The organism is Bacillus luti (genome assembly GCF_001884105.1).
GTDB classification, from domain to species: domain Bacteria; phylum Bacillota; class Bacilli; order Bacillales; family Bacillaceae_G; genus Bacillus_A; species Bacillus_A luti.
This window is the reverse complement of sequence record NZ_MACI01000048.1, coordinates 1-16,369: the sequence shown is the minus strand read 5'-3', so window position 1 is coordinate 16,369 and position 16,369 is coordinate 1. Positions and strand designations below refer to the sequence as shown.

Below are 16,369 nucleotides of genomic sequence, written 5' to 3'. Positions count from 1 at the left end.
TAATCAATCGTATTTTCAAAAGAAAGACGAATTATGTACAGCTGCCGTATCAGTGGCGGGGCAAGGTTATGAAGTGAAGCATATGCGTAAAGAAGATGCACTTCGTATATATAATTGGTACAAAGAAAAAGGAAACACCAGTGTTTAATGGTGTTTCCTTTTTGTGTGTCGTCATTTGTCGATAAGTCGATATATTCAAAAAATCGCCGATATAAGTTCACATACCGCGGTCTCTGAACTCCTAAAATTAAACTAACACATCAAAAGTAGTCACAAAAGATGGACGAGAGAAAATACTCTTTTGCTGTTCCGCATGTGGATGCGCTGGAGCTTGTCCTTCTGCTTGTGCAGGGCGTTTTTTATGAGCATTTTCGAATGAACGTGATTCTGTCCAGTCTTTAAAGTTTTGCTCTGTTTCCCACATCGTTAAGATGACATATGTATCGTTACTTAATGGGCGTAGAACGCGGATTGCTTGGAATCCTGGTTCGTTTTCGATAAGGCCTGCGCGGTTTTTAAAACGGTTTTCAAATACTGGGCGACCTTCGTCTGTTACAGAAATGTTGTTACAAACGATATAGCCAGGTTGTCCGTTGAATTCACCAACAGCGTCTAGTACGTCATATTGAAGTGATCCTTCTACAGATTCTTCAGTATTTTCTTTATAAAACATATTTTTCTCATCGTTTTTTGCAGTGAAATGTGATTGTTCTAGAGGTGTTTCGTATGAAATAATAGCCTTCATTGTAATGCCCCCTTAATAGTTTGTTTCTATTATATCAATTCTCTAAAAAAACTTCGAAGATTATATACATAAAGATACTTCTTTTTCAAATAATAAATGTACCATCATTTGGAAAGAAGGACGATGTATGAAGAAAGTAAAGTGGACTTTATTAGGAGGCGTCGCAACGGTGGTAGTAGCGATTGTACTCTATAAACTTATCGTGTTAGCTGGTGGCTATATGATGGATGAAAAGCAGCTCGTTTTCCACTCTTCATCACGTATCGTTGACCAGAAAGGAAAAGAAATTACGAAATTATACGTAGAAAATAGAGAACTCGTACCAGTCGAGCAAATTCCGAAATATGTACAGCAGGCGTTCGTTGCGGTGGAAGATTCTCGTTTTTATGAGCATCAAGGAATTGATTATCCATCTATATTTCGGGCTCTTTATAAAGATACGTTAGCTGGTGAAAAGGTAGAGGGCGGTAGTACCATTACGCAGCAACTTGCTAAAAACGTCTTTTTAACTCGTGAAAAAACATTTACGCGCAAATTGAAGGAAGTCGCAATTTCCCTTCAACTAGAGCAAAAATATACGAAGCAACAAATTCTTGAAATGTATATGAATCATATTTATTTTGGACATGGGGCTTACGGTATTCAAGCTGCAGCGAAGTTGTATTTTAATAAAAATGTAGAAGATTTAACGGTAGAAGAAGGGGCAATGCTTGCAGGTCTTCCGAAAGCACCGAACGGATATTCACCGTACTTATCTCCGGAGAAGAGTAAGGAGCGCCGTGATCTCGTATTGTCACTTATGCATAAACAAGGCTATTTAACGGCAGAAGAGAGCGTACGTTATCAAGGGAAGACAATTGCTCTATATAAAAACTTAGATGAGAATGAGCTCGCATATATGCCATATATTGATATGGTCATAGATGAAGCAGCTCGTTTATACGGATTGTCTCATCAAGAAGTGCTTCGCGGTGGATATACGTTTGTCGTACCGATGGATGAAAAGATTCAAAAGGTAGCGTATAACCAGTTTCAAGATGCGAGAAATTTCCCTGGTAAAGAAGAAGGGGCGCAAGGTGCATTTTTATTAATGGATAATCGTACGGGCGGAATTAAAGCGGCAATTGGCGGAAGAAAGTATGTGCCAAGAGGGTTTAATCGTGTTTTTGCAAAAAGGCAGCCCGGTTCTGTTTTAAAACCACTAATCGTTTATGCACCAGCACTCGAAACGAAAAAGTATAATCCATATTCTTTATTAACGAATGAGAGAAGTTCTTTCGAAGGATATGAACCTCGAAACTATAATCATGAGTATACGAAAGAAATGACGATGTACGATGCGATGTTAGAGTCAGCAAACGTACCAGCGGTTTCTTTATTAAATGAGTTAGGGGTAGAAGAAGGAAAGCAATATTTAGAGAAAGGAAATGTTCATATTGCAGACGCTGGTTTAAGTACAGCGCTTGGCGGATTAAAAAACGGTGTTTCACCATTTGATCTTGTGAAAATGTATCGTGCATTTTTAGCAAATGGCGATATTATTGAGCCGCACGTGATTGATAAAGTGTTAAATAGACACGGCGCAGTCATTGGGGAATCGCCAAAAGTAGAAACAAATATATTCTCAAAGCAAACGGCATGGTATATGACAAAAATGTTAGAAGGGGTCGTGAAGGAAGGGACAGCGAAAGCGGGTGTGTATAAAGGAGCGTTAGCTGGCAAAACGGGTACTACTTCTTTGGCAAATGACGACAACGGAGCAAGAGATATGTGGTTCGTTGGGTATACACCAAATTTAGTAGGCGCTGTTTGGATTGGTTATGACCGCACAGATAAAGATCATCAGCTGCAAGGGGAAAGTGCATCTGCGACGAAATTGTTTAAGAAAATTTTAACGAAGGCAAATGTAGAACAGAAAGAGAAATTTATGAAACCAGAAGGTGTGGAAACAATCGGTGCTCCGATTCGGTTACATCGGATTGAAAATGTAAAAATGAAGTTATCGTTTAGTCCTTTCGGTTTATTTAAAACGAAATTAAGTTGGACACCTCTTCCAGATGAAAGAATTATGTATCGAATTTACAGAGTGGAAAACGGAATTCATACGCATGTAGGTACTGTAACAGGTGCTGGAGAATATGAGGAAAAGTTTGTTAACATCTTTTCAAAACCGAGCTTTTACGTTGTGCCATATAACACACAAACGAATCGTGAAGGAGAAAAGTCAAAAGTAGCTAAACCATAGTTTTTCTCTGTGTTATAATAAGAATGTTGTGAAAATAGTAAGCGTTTTTAAGGATGTTTGTGTCAATTTCATGAACAACGTACATAATATTATGCATTTTGTTTTTACAAGCTGTATAGTAAAAAAAGATAAATATCGGGATAGAACGTATTTAGAGCAAAAGCATTGGCAAGGAAGGGAGCAAGGGTCTTGGTAAGAACTATAAATGAGACATTTTTAAAAGCATGTAGGGGGGAACGTACAGAGTATGTACCAGCATGGTATATGCGTCAAGCAGGTCGTTCGCAGCCGGAATATAGAAAGATAAAAGAAAAGTATTCTTTATTTGAAATTACACATAATCCAGAGTTATGTGCTTACGTTACAAAGTTACCAGTTGATCAATATAACGTAGACGCAGCAATTCTGTATAAAGATATTATGTCACCACTACCTGCAATTGGTGTGGACGTTGAAATTAAATCAGGTATTGGTCCAGTTATCGATAATCCAATCCGTTCTTTACAAGACGTAGAAAAACTAGGGGAAATCAATCCAGAAGATGACGTACCTTACATATTAGATACGATTCGTTTATTAACGACAGAAATGCTAGACGTACCGTTAATCGGTTTTTCAGGAGCTCCATTTACACTAGCGAGCTATATGATCGAAGGTGGTCCTTCTCGTAACTACCATAATACGAAAGCGTTCATGTATGCAGAGCCAAAAGCTTGGTTCGCTTTAATGGATAAGCTGGCAGATATGGTTATTACATATTTAAAAGCGCAAATTAATGCAGGTGCAAAAGCAGTTCAAATTTTCGATTCTTGGGTTGGAACAGTAAATGTAGCAGATTACCGCGTATTTATTAAACCAGCAATGGAGCGTATTTTCGCTGAGGTTCGCCCGCTGGGTGTTCCTATGATTATGCACGGCGTTGGCGCTGCACACTTAGTGAATGAATGGCATGACTTACCGCTTGATGTAGTCGGTTTAGACTGGCGCTTACCGATTGAAGAAGCACGCGCACGCGGCGTTCATAAGGCGGTACAAGGAAATATGGACCCTTCGTTCTTACTTGCACCATGGTCTGTTATTGAAGAACATGTAAAAGGTATTTTAGATCAAGGGATGAAAGAGCCAGGTTATATCTTTAACTTAGGTCACGGTGTATTCCCAGAAGTAAATCCAGATACATTAAAACGTTTAACTACATTTATTCATGAATACTCTAAAGGGCAGTTAGCGAAGTAAAGGAGCATTGCTGTATGAAAAAGAAAATTGGTTTGCTTGTAATGGCATACGGAACGCCATATAAAGAAGAAGATATTGAACGTTACTATACACATATTCGCAGAGGAAGAAAGCCAAGTCCTGAAATGCTAGAAGATTTAACAGAGCGTTACCGTGCAATTGGTGGCATTTCTCCTTTAGCTACTATTACATTAGAGCAAGCTAAGAAGTTAGAAAAGCGTCTAAATGAAGTGCAAGATGAAGTAGAGTACTGCATGTATCTTGGCTTAAAACATATTGAACCGTTTATTGAAGATGCAGTGAAAGATATGCATAACGACGGTATACAAGATGCAATTGCACTTGTTCTTGCGCCGCACTATTCTACATTTAGCGTGAAATCATACGTTGGACGAGCACAAGAAGAAGCTGAGAAACTTGGAAACTTAACAATTCATGGCATCGACAGCTGGTATAAAGAACCGAAATTCATCCAGTACTGGGTTGATGCAGTGAAAGGTATATATAACGGTATGTCAGAAGCAGAGCGTGAAAAAGCAGTATTAATCGTATCTGCTCACAGCTTACCAGAGAAAATTATCGCAATGGGCGATCCATATCCAGATCAATTAAATGAAACAGCTGATTATATTGCACGCGGCGCTGAAGTAGCAAACTATGCAGTAGGTTGGCAAAGTGCTGGAAACACACCAGATCCTTGGATCGGTCCAGATGTACAAGATTTAACGAGAGAACTAAATGAAAAGTATGGATACAGTTCATTCGTATATGCACCAGTTGGATTTGTTGCGGAACATTTAGAAGTTTTATATGACAACGACTTTGAGTGTAAGGTTGTAACGGATGAAATTGGCGCGAAATATTATCGTCCAGAAATGCCAAACGCATCGGACGCATTTATTGATTGCTTAACAGATGTTGTAGTAAAGAAAAAAGAATCTGTATTGTAAAAAGAAAGGGGGAGCCTGCTTGAGGAAAAAAGTTGTGATCATCGGCGGTGGTATAACAGGATTAACAACAATGTATCACTTACAAAAAGAAATCCATGAAAAGAACTTGCCGATTGATACATTACTTATAGAAGCGTCTGGTAGACTGGGCGGGAAAATTCAAACCGTTCGAAAAGATGGATTTACAATTGAACGCGGACCAGATTCTTTCTTAGCAAGAAAAGAGAGTGCAGCTAAATTAGTGAAAGAATTAGGGCTTGGTGATGAACTTGTAAATAATAAGGCCGGTCAATCATTTGTTCTCGTAAATAATCGGTTACATAAAATGCCGATCGGAGCAATGATGGGAATTCCAACGCAAATTACTCCGTTTCTATTTTCAGGCTTGTTCTCCCCGATTGGTAAATTAAGAGCTGGTTTTGATCTGTTAATGCCTAGATCAAAACCAGTATCTGACCAATCACTCGGGCAGTTTTTCAGACATCGCCTCGGAAACGAAGTGGTTGAAAACTTAATAGAACCATTATTATCTGGTATTTATGCAGGGGATATTGATGAAATGAGCTTAATGTCTACATTCCCGCAAATATATCAAATAGAGCAAAAACATCGTAGTATTTCGCTTGGCATGCGTACACTCGCTCCGAAAGAAGAGAAAGCGGAGCCGAAAAAGGGAATCTTCCAAACGGTTACAACTGGTTTAGAATCTATAGTAGAATCTCTTGAAGTAAAGATTCACGAAGGTACGGTAATGAAGGGAACACGCATTGAAAAAGTTGCAAAACAAGGTGATGGTTATACAATCACTCTGAGTAACGGCAAAGAAATCGAAGCAGATGCGATCGTTATGGCAGCTTCTCATAAAGTATTGCCATCTATGTTTGCCCAGTACAAGCAGTTCCGTTTCTTCCGTAACATTCCTTCTACATCAGTTGCAAATGTGGCACTTGCTTTCCCGAAATTAGCCATTCAGCGTGATATTGATGGAACGGGATTTGTCGTATCGCGAAATAGTGACTTCTCCATTACGGCATGTACATGGTCACATAAAAAATGGCCGCATACAACGCCAGAAGAGAAGGTGCTTCTCCGTTGCTACGTTGGACGCCCTGGTGATGAAGCAATTGTAGAACAAACTGATGAGGAAATCGTCCAGCTCGTCTTAGAGGACTTACAAAAGACAATGGACATTACAATGGATCCGGATTTCACAATTGTGAGTCGCTGGAAAGAAGCGATGCCCCAATATACAGTAGGTCATAACGAGCGAATGAAGAAACTCACAACATTTATGGAGAAAGAGTTGCCAGGTATATACTTGGCAGGTAGTTCTTACGCTGGTTCTGGTCTGCCGGACTGTATTGATCAAGGTGAGAAAGCCGCAAAGCGTGTACTATCTCATTTGGAGAAAGTAACGAATACGGAATTAATCGCACAATAAAGAGAAACGCCTTCAATCGTATTGAAGGCGTTTCTTTTATTATATAAAACACTTATTCGCCAATAAACATATATAAGTTATTTGGCTTTATAACGGCATCACCAGCATAAATAACCCATTCTGTTAAGTCATCAAAATCTAAATGATAAGAATTTCCTTCACTCATATCTTCTATAAAATATGGTTCATTAATGAGTATTCCTTCAATAAGGTCTTCTGTAATATGTTGCATTTCAAACCACATATGTTCGCTTTTACCCTCTTCATAGGAAACACCAAACTTAGCGAGGAAACGAAAACCTTCATTTGATTGCTCAATTTGAAAAATGTTGCTGAAATACCCGAAAGTATTTTTGGCATTGTAAGCCATACGAGCCGTTTCACTATTTGTTTTATAAAACATGAGCCCTGTAGCTTCCTCGTGTTCTTTGAAAAAGCTTTCGATACATTCTTCTGAAGTATTAAATTTGAATAAGAGAACGGATGGAGATTGATGGTATTCATCTCGGTCATCCATCCCGCCTAAGAATGTGTTTTGTGCATCTATTGGTTGTAGCTTCACTTCTTCATCCTCTATTGAAGATAATTGATCCATACTCGTTTTATGCCCAATATAAGATAATCCTTTTTCCCACGGAACGGCTACTGTATGTATAGAACCCTGCTGACTATGCGCGATAACGATAGGCTCATTCATAGGGACTTGTCCATTCTCAACGGCATTATTAGCAAATGTTTGAAAGAGGTCACCAATGCCGTAGTAGGAAGAAATGCAATTTGGAATAATTAATTCTATTTCTGTTACGCCCGCTCTTAAAAGGCCGTGTGTATGAAACCAATATTGCGCAGGCTCGCCTTCTTTATCGTCTTCATAAACGGAATGAATAACGTATAAGTCAGGAATGTCAGGTAATAATTCATTTTCAACGTGATATTCAATATAGCTTCTAGATATTACCTTCATTGCTGCACTTGAATCAATTACAAATAACAAATCTGGGGCGAGGTTCCATAAAAATTGTAGCTGCTGGAAAAAGCAGTCCAGCACATCGCCTACAAATAGTGTGCGAGTGAAAATTTCAGTACCGAAAGCCGCATCTTCAAAATTACGATCTACGATTGTAGAATCTTGTCTATTGTACATTTTATATTCTTCTGGGTCATTCGCCTCATCAATATGCAGTTCATACGGTATGACTTTTTCGTCTATATGTAACTCAACAATAAGGCTTGTCTCATCATTGTAAACAATTTTTAACTCATCAACTTTAGTAGCGATATTCTCTAGTCGCTGTTTTAACTGCTCAATTGTAATTCTAGTTGGTATAACAGCAATCATATCTGAAAAATGACGTTCTAATGTTCCATTCATAGCTGCGCGGTATGTTTCTGTTTGCACTTCCATCCAATCACTCCTATTCAAATGAATCCATTTTACATGCCAATGAAATTTCGATATTTTCTGTTTTCTCTCTAACATTATAGAGTGCATTCATAGAGGCTGTAAAATTATTATTTTGTATTATAGTTTGAAAACGAGTAAATTAGATTAATTTTTTGTAAAACTTGTCGAAACATAGTTCTATATAACGAATCATTTGATATGATAGACATGTTGAGAAAATATGAAATAGGGAGAGGGAATGGCTGTGAAGAAATTGTTAAGTATCTTTTTATCACTCGTGCTATTGCTTTCATTTACTGGAACTTTAGCACAAGCAGAAGAAACTACTTCTATGTCAGTAGAAAAAGCAATTCAAGTATTTAAGCAGCAAGGGAAAACGAAAGGGATAGTCGAAGGATATATCGTTGGATATACACAAAGTCCTTCTAAGTACACGAAGGATCCGGCTAAGTTTGACGACACAAATGTGGCAATTGCCGATTCGCCAAATGAAACGAATCCAGACAAAATCATGCCTGTTCAGTTGCCAAAAGGTGATGTGAGAGCGGCAGTAAACGTGAAAGATCATCCTGAAAATATCGGGAAGAAAGTTAGTTTAACAGGGACGCTTGAATTATATTTTAGTAGCCCAGGTTTAAAATCAGTAACGGCTCATAAGTTTCAAGGAGAAGGACAAAACCGTGTTAGCGATGTAGTGGCTTCACCGAATGGGGGAGAAGTTGCGAAAGGAACAGCAGTAACATTAACAACGAACACAGAAGGAGCAACAATCTACTACACGTTAGATGGTTCTAATCCTACAAATAAAAGTGTTCGTTATAACGGACAAATTATAGTGAATGAAAACAGTGTAGTGAAAGCAATTGCTGAAAAAGAAGGACTTACTTCTTCAGCAGTTTCAACATTTTCATTTATTATCGTAAACAATGAACCGGTTCGTATTCATGATATTCAAGGGAAATCACACATTTCTCCTTACAATGGGAAGAAAGTATACAGTGTGGAAGGCGTTGTAACAGCACTTGATAAAAATGGTTTTTATATAGAAGACAATCAACCAGATAATGACCCAGCTACGTCAGAAGGTATTTACGTATACAAAAAAGATGCGAATGTAGCAGTAGGAGATCTTATTCAAGTTGATGGAGAAGTAGAAGAATATGTTGGACCTGGATATGCAGAAAGGTTTGAAACAGACTTAACAACGACTGAAATTAAGGCGAGCCGCGTTGCTGTAATCGCAAAAGATCAATCTTTACCAGCACCGGTTGTAGTTGGAGAAAACGGTGTGAAAATACCTGACCAAATTATCGATAATGATGCATTCGGTTTATTTGATCCAAATGAAGATGCAATTGACTTTTATGAAAGTGTAGAAGGTATGCGCGTTACGATGCCAACACCAAAAATTATTGCTCCTCAGAAAAACGGGAATTTATATGTAACAGTACAAAATGGCGGTGAAAAAGTCGTAACGAAATATGGCACACCTCTTTTAGATGAAAATCAATTAAACCCAGAGCGTCTTTCTGTAAAAGTACCTCGTGATTATGTAGCGAAAGTAGGAGATACGTTCACGGGAGATATAACAGGGGTAGTCGGATATGATTATGGTGCGTTCCGTATTGCGCCAATAACGGAATTACCAGCTGTAGTAGACGGTGGATTTAAGCAAGTAGGGGCGAATATTCAGCCGCGTCTTGATAAATTAACAGTTGCTACATATAACATTGAAAACTTCTCGGCGAATAAAAAAGAAACAACAGATGAAAAAGTAAAAGCGTTAGCGTATTCTATTAAATACAATTTAAAAATGCCAGATATTATCGGTGTAGAGGAAATGCAAGATAATAACGGATCGATTAATGACGGTACAACAGATGCTTCATTAAGCGCAAAACGTATCATTGATGCAGTGCTAGAAATTCGTGGTCCGAAGTATGAGTATGTAGAAATTGCTCCAAACAACAATCTAGACGGAGGAGCACCAGGGGCTAACATTCGCGTCGGTTTCTTCTATAACCCATCACGCGTGAAATTAGCAGCTGTACCGAAGTTACTAGATAAAAATGTTGTTCGTATTGGAGACGAAAATCCATTATTTGAAAGTACACGTAAACCGTTAGCGGCAGAATTCACGTTCCAAGGGCAAAACATGGTTGTCGTTGCAAATCACTTAAACTCAAAAATAGGAGATGCAACGCCATTTGGAAAAGTGCAGCCGCTCGTATTAAAGAGTGAGGAAAAACGAGTTCAGTTAGCACAAGAAGTCAATCATTTCGTACAAGGTATTCAGAAAAAGAATGCAAATGCACCAGTTGTTGTGTTAGGGGATATGAACGATTTTGAGTTCGCTAAACCATTAAAAACGTTAGAAGGAACAAACTTAAAAAATATGTTAAACACAGTGCCGAAAGAGAACCGCTACACGTATATTCATGAAGGAAATGCACAAGTGTTAGATCATATTTTAGTAACAAACAACATCGCACCGCACACAATTGTAGACCCAGTACACTTAAACTCAAACATTATGAAGGAACATGGACGTGTAAGTGACCACGACCCAGTACTTGCTCAAATTGATTTGAAGAAGGCTTCTTAAATAGTTGAGAAAGAACGCTTAGAGATATACTGAGCGTTCTTTTTCTGCAAAATCATGTTAAAATTAATTAAATATTCAGTTTTATGGAAGGGGTTAAAGATGCAAGCACGACTAAATGGAAAAGTAATGAACCAGCTTGCGATTTTTTTTAGTACGCTCGTCATGCTTCAATTTGTGGCGGAGATAACAGGGCTTACACAAAATTTAGATATTACGTATAACTTAATCAATACAGCGGTGTCCTATGTAACGTTTAGTTTGGCGGTTATCTTCACTTTAATAGGCGCAAGAGGAGAATTAAGTAAATATGCTATTATTTCATTATGTTTAGTTGTAGGTATTAAAGCGATTTACTTTACGACGGTCGTTATTTTATGGGGATTGGCAGGTACGCCGTAAAGGAGAGGTTGATTATATGAGTATCGAAAATATACGAGTGATACATGTAAATGATAATAAGAGCGTAATTCTCTAAGTTAACTCAGGGAATTACGCTCTTATTCGTTCAATGATTTAGTCTGAAATTACTTGAAACGCTTTTCTACACCGATCTCTTTTTTGCAGTCTTCTTTTATATTTTTTTCTATCCCGCTTTACTCCTTGTATATACATAAGTAGGCTAACGAAAAGGAAGAAAGCACACTGAGTCATTAAAATATATGGTGACATGCCTTGCAATGGTTGTTTCGGATCATATAAATGAAAAGGTGCTCCGCCTATTGAAGGAAGTATTGTATTTAGCAGGACGTACGGAATGGAGGCGGCTGCGAATGGAAAGAGAATTGCCATATAGTCTTTTTGTGACCATACAGATGCAGCAAGTCCTAAAAGGGCCATTAAACCTGCAAATAAAAAATTAATTCCGATATATACAGCGATGTAAGTGAGAGGCTCATTGAAATATAGGTTTGCGAACATTCCATCAGCATTTATGATGCCTGAACCAATCTTAGGTGTTCCGTCTGGAATGGTTAATTTACAAAATAATAACGATAAGATGAATGGAAGCGTATAAAGAAATCCTCCGCAAAAAAACGTAACGATATATTTCGCTACTGAATAAGGAAATATAGAAATCCCCTTACTCACAAACGGTTTAAAACCATCTGACTTATCCGAATTGTAACTTGTACTAAAGGGGAAACTCGCAATAACTGGCATTAATAATAAATAAACATCCATTTCATTGTCGCGAAATCCAATCCATTTTAAATCTGTTGATATAGGACCATTCGCTGCGTCTCCTAAATAACGAATTACATAATAATAGTGATAAATACAAATAAGAACGAATCCACTAAGCATCATAATTAAAGAAATACGACTACAAAAAGCTTGCTTTATATTTAAACGAAGCGCACGCATCATGACTAAAAAAGCCTCCACTATTTTGATAAACTTGTCTATTTTCTATATTACTATTAAATGTAAAGATTTTCTTGTTTTTTTATTTGATTATTTGAAAAAAGGGAAATTTGTTGTTGAGAAGTAAGGTTTATATATATCTAGAACACCTTTTCCTTTTCTCTTTTCTTCTGATACACTATGTACAGTATCATATAACTTGACTGGAATTGTTTATACTGGAAATAATAAAAAAGAGAACTTGTATAGAATGTAAGCGTGTGGTAATATCAAAGATGTACTGATTGACTATATTATCCAATTGGTCATTTTTGGAGGTGATGATGTGGCGATAGATCGAAAACGTTCTATTATTGAAGCTGCAACAAAGTCTTTTTCAGCGTTCGGTTATAAAGCAACAACGATGGATCAAGTAGCGAAGTTAGCGAATGTAGGAAAAGGAACGATTTATACTTTTTTCAAAAATAAAGAAGAGCTATTTGGCGAAATTATTTCTAATTTAATTACAGAAATGAAGCAAGTTGCAAAAGATGCAATTCGTTCAGATGTTTCATTTTTTGAAAATGTACATAGAGCATTATATAGCATCTTAGAATTTAGAAAAGAACATCAGCTCATGATTAAATTAATTCAAGAAGAGCGTGATATGGGAACGAAGGAAGTACAAGAAGTGATGCAACAAGTAGATGTGGAAATCGTTTCTGTCATTCAATCGTATTTAGAAATTGCGATTGATAAAGGTGAAATTAGCAAATGTGATCCAGAAATTACAGCATTTATTATGCTTCGCTTATACGTATCGCTTATTTTTGATTGGGAAAAAAATCATGAACCGTTAGAAAAAGAAAAGATCGCAGAATTATTTGAACTTTATTTATTAAAAGGATTGTCAAATTAAGATAATCCTTTTATTATTATAAAAAATGACCATTTGAACAAAGTGGTCATATATTTGATTTAAGGGGGGATAATAGAAATATTACTTTCAAATTGAGGAAAAGTTGCATAGTATAAATTCGGGGATAAGGCATATGTATGAACGAGTACAGCCTTTTTATTTGGGTGAAAATGACCAGAAGTTAATTTTGGTCATTTTAAAAAAGGGGGAAACATTATGAGAGGGTATAAGTTATTTCGTAAAGAATTTGCTGAAATTATAAAAAGTAAAAAAATATTAATTCCAATTATCGCGGTTTTGTTTGTACCGATTTTATATGCAGGAATGTTTTTATGGGCTTTTTGGGATCCGTATAAACAGTTAGATGATTTACCGGTTGCGGTAGTCAACTTAGATAAAGGGGCAGTATTTGATGGGAAACCGATTGAAGTCGGAAAAGGACTCGTTGATAACTTAAAAGATAATAAAAGTTTTAAATGGGAGTTTGTGAGCGAAAAAGAAGCGAAAAAAGGAATGGAAGATAGAAAGTATTACATGTTAGTACGTATTCCAGATGACTTCTCAAGTAACGCTACAACGCTGTTAAAAGACGATCCGAAACCATTAAACTTAGAATACATTCCAAACGAAAGCTTAAACTTCTTATCTTCACAAATTGGCGGAACAGCCATTGAAAAAATGAAAGGTGAAGTAGCAAGTACGTTAACGAAAACATATGCAGAGAAAATGTTTGATTCCATGAAAGACGTCTCAAAAGGATTAGCAGATGGGGCGGATGGGGCAAATAAGTTACACGACGGATCTAGTGAATTGTATGATGGATCGGGGAAAGTGACAGAAGGGCTCCATACACTTCAAGGGAAGTCTGGGGAGATGAAAGATGGGGTTCAAAAGTTAGCTGATGGATCTAGTAAATTACAAGATGGGTCAGGAAAAGTAACAGCAGGTTTAAATACGTTAAGTAATAAAACAGGTGAGATGCAGACAGGTATCGGGAAGTTACAAGATGGGTCTCAGAAAGTAACAGCGGGCTTGAATACATTAGTAAATAAATCAGGTGAATTAAAAACAGGAACGAATGAATTAGCAGCTGGTATGGAACAGCTTGTTGGAGGACAAAGTCAATTAGAGGAAGGTTCTCAAAAAATCAAAAATGGTTTGCAAGAGTTAGATAGCAAAGTGAAAAGTTCTGCTGCAGGTTTAGAGGAAATGCAGGCGAAAGTTCCTACCATATTAAATAAAGTAAATGAGAAAATAGATGGAGCTGAAAAAAACGTAAATCAGTTAAATGAATTTACTCAATCAACAGCAGGAGATGCAAAAAATGCAACGCAAGATGTAGCTAATTTACAAAAGCAAATTGAGAGTTTACCAAAAGAATATCAAGAGCAGTTACAACCGTATATTACAAATGCGGCAAAAAGTACAGCGACAGTTCAACAAAAAGTTGCTGTAGTATCGGGTGGAACAAAGCAACTAAACGAAGAAGTAAAACAACTAAAAGGTGAAATAAATCAAAAGACGAGTGAAATGCAAAACAAATTACCGCATTCAGGAGTGGTTACCACTTTAACGAAGGGCATTGAAAAATTAACGAATGCGCAAAACGAATTTGTAAGTAAGTTTCATGTATTTGGTGAAGGATTAAATAATGCCAAAGTAGGTGTAGATAAATTAAATAACGGGTCAGGTCAATTAATTGATGGCGTAACGAAATTAGCGGATGGCTCAGGCCAAGTAACAGGCGGTTTAGGTACATTATCCGCAGGAGCAAATCAAATGTCAGGAGGAATAACGCAATTAGCAGACGGTTCAAGCCAAGTAACGACAGGCATAGGCACTTTAAATGGTGGTCTAAATAAAATATCAACTGGTTCAACCCAGCTAATCGACGGAGTAAGTAAACTAGCAGACGGATCAGGAAAAGTGACAGATGGACTCGTGAAAGTAAACGATGGTTCAGGTGAACTCGCTGAGAAACTTGGTGAAGGGGCAGAAAAAACAGGTGAAGTAAAAGGAACAGCTAAAACGTATGATATGTTTGCAAGCCCTGTAAAAGTGAAGACGGAGAAAATGGCGGAAGTGCCAAACTACGGAACTGGATTTACGCCGTATTTCTTATCACTTGGTTTATTCGTTGGGGCATTACTATTATCTATCGTATACCCGTTACGTGATACAGTCGGTGTTCCAAAATCCGGATTTAGCTGGTTTATTAGCAAGTTTGGCGTATTACTATCAGTCGGCATTATTCAAGCAATAGTAGCAGATGTCATTTTATTGTTCGGATTAGGTGTAGAAGTACAAAGTATTCCGTATTTCATACTCTTTAGCATCGTTACAAGCTTAGCGTTTATCGCATTAATTCAATGTTTAGTAACAGCATTCGGTGATGCAGGACGTTTCATCGCCATCATCACATTAATTATACAGCTTACAACGAGTGCGGGAACATTCCCGCTAGAATTAATTCCGAAATTTTTACAACCATTTCATGCTTGGTTACCAATGACATACTCTGTATCAGGATTGAAAGCAGTCGTATCAAGTGGAGACTTTAACTTCATGTGGCAAAACATTGGAATACTCATGATCTTTATCGTTGTATTATCAATTGGAACAATAGCTTCATTAACTTGGATGCACAAACGACAATTTAAAAATATTGCTGAAAATCAATCGGTTGAAGTATAAATAAAAAAGCACCTAAATGGTGCTTTTTATGTATCTAATTATAGTAGGAGTTTACCCGCCGTACTTGAGCTGTAGTTCTTTATTGTTCTTCAGTACATTTTCGAACTTTTCCTCATATCCCTTTGGAAAGAGAACGCCTAAACCGTACGAATGTGTAAATTCTAGATGAGGGTGCTGTGCTTTTAAAGTATCCCATAATATATATACACCAAATCCATTTTCTAAAACGGCTGTATCATGAAATAAAACAATACCGTTCTTTTTAAGCTTTGGTAACCATGTAGTATAATCGTGTGCGACCGCCTCAAATGTATGAAACCCATCGATATGTAATAAATCGATGCTTTCATCTTCAAATTGATCTAAAGCATTATCAAATGTAGAACGAATCGTCTTTCCGATTCCTGAATAACACGTATTCAGCACATGTGTTACAGTTTCGAATACATTTTCTCCGTAGTAACCACCGTGTGGATCTCCTTGCCAAGTATCAATTGCGGTACATTGTGTGGAAAGCTTTTCGTCTTTTACGGCCTGACAAAAACTATAGAAAGAGGAACCGTAATATGTTCCGAGTTCTACTATTTTTTGAGGTTTGAAAAATGTAACGAGATCATATGCAAATTTGTTGTGACCAGTCCATGGCGAAGAAGTTCTAACAGATGGAGCGACTTGGTCCACCTCAAATATAGGATCATAATAAATCCATCGCATTCATATTCCTCCTTGAATTTTAATTCATTCCTTTCAATATATGTGAAAGATAATCGGATAGAACATATCGC

Annotated in this window: 13 protein-coding genes; 9 read left to right on the top strand and 4 right to left on the bottom strand. The window is 37.3% G+C overall.

What is annotated here, in order from left to right; all coding sequences use genetic code 11:
* Positions 1–148, top strand: a 148-nt coding sequence (locus tag BAQ48_RS27555; RefSeq protein WP_165613792.1) for a PH domain-containing protein, incomplete at its 5' end; no start/stop codon positions are given.
* Positions 149–247: 99 nt separating this feature from the next.
* Here BAQ48_RS27555 and hmoB read toward each other — a convergent pair.
* Positions 248–745 carry a heme-degrading monooxygenase HmoB gene (gene hmoB, locus BAQ48_RS11330; RefSeq protein WP_071711149.1) on the bottom strand — a complete coding sequence of 166 codons (498 nt, stop codon included), beginning with the start codon at positions 743–745 and terminating at the stop codon, positions 248–250.
* 127 nt (positions 746–872) lie between these two features.
* Between hmoB and BAQ48_RS11325 the strand changes: the two genes are divergently transcribed.
* The 4 genes from BAQ48_RS11325 (at position 873) to hemY (ending at position 6,617) form a co-directional block, all read left to right on the top strand.
* Positions 873–2,990: a transglycosylase domain-containing protein gene (locus BAQ48_RS11325; protein WP_071711148.1), complete on the top strand. Its 2,118-nt coding sequence runs from the start codon at positions 873–875 to the stop codon at positions 2,988–2,990.
* A gap of 189 nt (positions 2,991–3,179) precedes the next feature.
* Positions 3,180–4,226, top strand: a complete 1,047-nt coding sequence (gene hemE, locus BAQ48_RS11320) for a uroporphyrinogen decarboxylase (protein WP_071711147.1) — start codon at positions 3,180–3,182, stop codon at positions 4,224–4,226.
* Between the two features lie 14 nt (positions 4,227–4,240).
* On the top strand, positions 4,241–5,176 hold the full coding sequence (hemH, locus tag BAQ48_RS11315; protein ID WP_000726769.1) for a ferrochelatase: 936 nt from the start codon (positions 4,241–4,243) through the stop codon (positions 5,174–5,176).
* A 19-nt stretch (positions 5,177–5,195) separates the two neighbouring features.
* On the top strand, positions 5,196–6,617 hold the full coding sequence (hemY, locus tag BAQ48_RS11310) for a protoporphyrinogen oxidase (protein ID WP_071711146.1): 1,422 nt from the start codon (positions 5,196–5,198) through the stop codon (positions 6,615–6,617).
* Between the two features lie 52 nt (positions 6,618–6,669).
* Here the strand turns inward: hemY and BAQ48_RS11305 are convergent, their stop codons facing one another.
* Complete coding sequence (locus tag BAQ48_RS11305) at positions 6,670–8,022, bottom strand: DUF4026 domain-containing protein (protein ID WP_071711145.1); 1,353 nt, start codon at positions 8,020–8,022, stop codon at positions 6,670–6,672.
* A gap of 238 nt (positions 8,023–8,260) precedes the next feature.
* Between BAQ48_RS11305 and BAQ48_RS11300 the strand changes: the two genes are divergently transcribed.
* Both BAQ48_RS11300 and BAQ48_RS11295 read left to right on the top strand, forming a co-directional pair.
* On the top strand, positions 8,261–10,627 hold the full coding sequence (locus BAQ48_RS11300) for a DUF6359 domain-containing protein (RefSeq protein WP_071711144.1): 2,367 nt from the start codon (positions 8,261–8,263) through the stop codon (positions 10,625–10,627).
* Between the two features lie 99 nt (positions 10,628–10,726).
* Entirely contained in the window at positions 10,727–11,026 is a 300-nt protein-coding gene (locus tag BAQ48_RS11295) for a hypothetical protein (RefSeq protein WP_071711143.1), read from the top strand.
* Positions 11,027–11,140: 114 nt separating this feature from the next.
* Here the strand turns inward: BAQ48_RS11295 and BAQ48_RS11290 are convergent, their stop codons facing one another.
* Positions 11,141–11,995, bottom strand: a complete 855-nt coding sequence (locus tag BAQ48_RS11290) for a hypothetical protein (RefSeq protein WP_071711142.1) — start codon at positions 11,993–11,995, stop codon at positions 11,141–11,143.
* A gap of 322 nt (positions 11,996–12,317) precedes the next feature.
* Between BAQ48_RS11290 and BAQ48_RS11285 the strand changes: the two genes are divergently transcribed.
* Together BAQ48_RS11285 and BAQ48_RS11280 are read left to right on the top strand one after the other, a co-directional pair.
* Positions 12,318–12,890, top strand: a complete 573-nt coding sequence (locus tag BAQ48_RS11285; protein WP_071711141.1) for a TetR/AcrR family transcriptional regulator — start codon at positions 12,318–12,320, stop codon at positions 12,888–12,890.
* A gap of 216 nt (positions 12,891–13,106) precedes the next feature.
* Complete coding sequence (locus tag BAQ48_RS11280; RefSeq protein WP_071711140.1) at positions 13,107–15,584, top strand: YhgE/Pip domain-containing protein; 2,478 nt, start codon at positions 13,107–13,109, stop codon at positions 15,582–15,584.
* A gap of 51 nt (positions 15,585–15,635) precedes the next feature.
* Here the strand turns inward: BAQ48_RS11280 and BAQ48_RS11275 are convergent, their stop codons facing one another.
* Entirely contained in the window at positions 15,636–16,298 is a 663-nt protein-coding gene (locus tag BAQ48_RS11275; protein WP_071711139.1) for a class I SAM-dependent methyltransferase, read from the bottom strand.
* Positions 16,299–16,369: the final 71 nt, after the last annotated feature.

What these genes read in the sequence shown, in the direction of transcription:
- BAQ48_RS11295 (WP_071711143.1), top strand. Translation starts at nt 10,727, where the DNA reads ATGCAAGCACGACTAAATGGAAAAGTAATGAACCAGCTTGCGATTTTT.
- BAQ48_RS11305 (WP_071711145.1), bottom strand. Translation starts at nt 8,022, where the DNA reads ATGGAAGTGCAAACAGAAACATACCGCGCAGCTATGAATGGAACATTA.
- hmoB (WP_071711149.1), bottom strand. Translation starts at nt 745, where the DNA reads ATGAAGGCTATTATTTCATACGAAACACCTCTAGAACAATCACATTTC.
- BAQ48_RS11275 (WP_071711139.1), bottom strand. Translation starts at nt 16,298, where the DNA reads ATGCGATGGATTTATTATGATCCTATATTTGAGGTGGACCAAGTCGCT.
- BAQ48_RS11300 (WP_071711144.1), top strand. Translation starts at nt 8,261, where the DNA reads ATGGCTGTGAAGAAATTGTTAAGTATCTTTTTATCACTCGTGCTATTG.
- BAQ48_RS11290 (WP_071711142.1), bottom strand. Translation starts at nt 11,995, where the DNA reads ATGATGCGTGCGCTTCGTTTAAATATAAAGCAAGCTTTTTGTAGTCGT.
- BAQ48_RS11280 (WP_071711140.1), top strand. Translation starts at nt 13,107, where the DNA reads ATGAGAGGGTATAAGTTATTTCGTAAAGAATTTGCTGAAATTATAAAA.
- BAQ48_RS11325 (WP_071711148.1), top strand. Translation starts at nt 873, where the DNA reads ATGAAGAAAGTAAAGTGGACTTTATTAGGAGGCGTCGCAACGGTGGTA.
- hemH (WP_000726769.1), top strand. Translation starts at nt 4,241, where the DNA reads ATGAAAAAGAAAATTGGTTTGCTTGTAATGGCATACGGAACGCCATAT.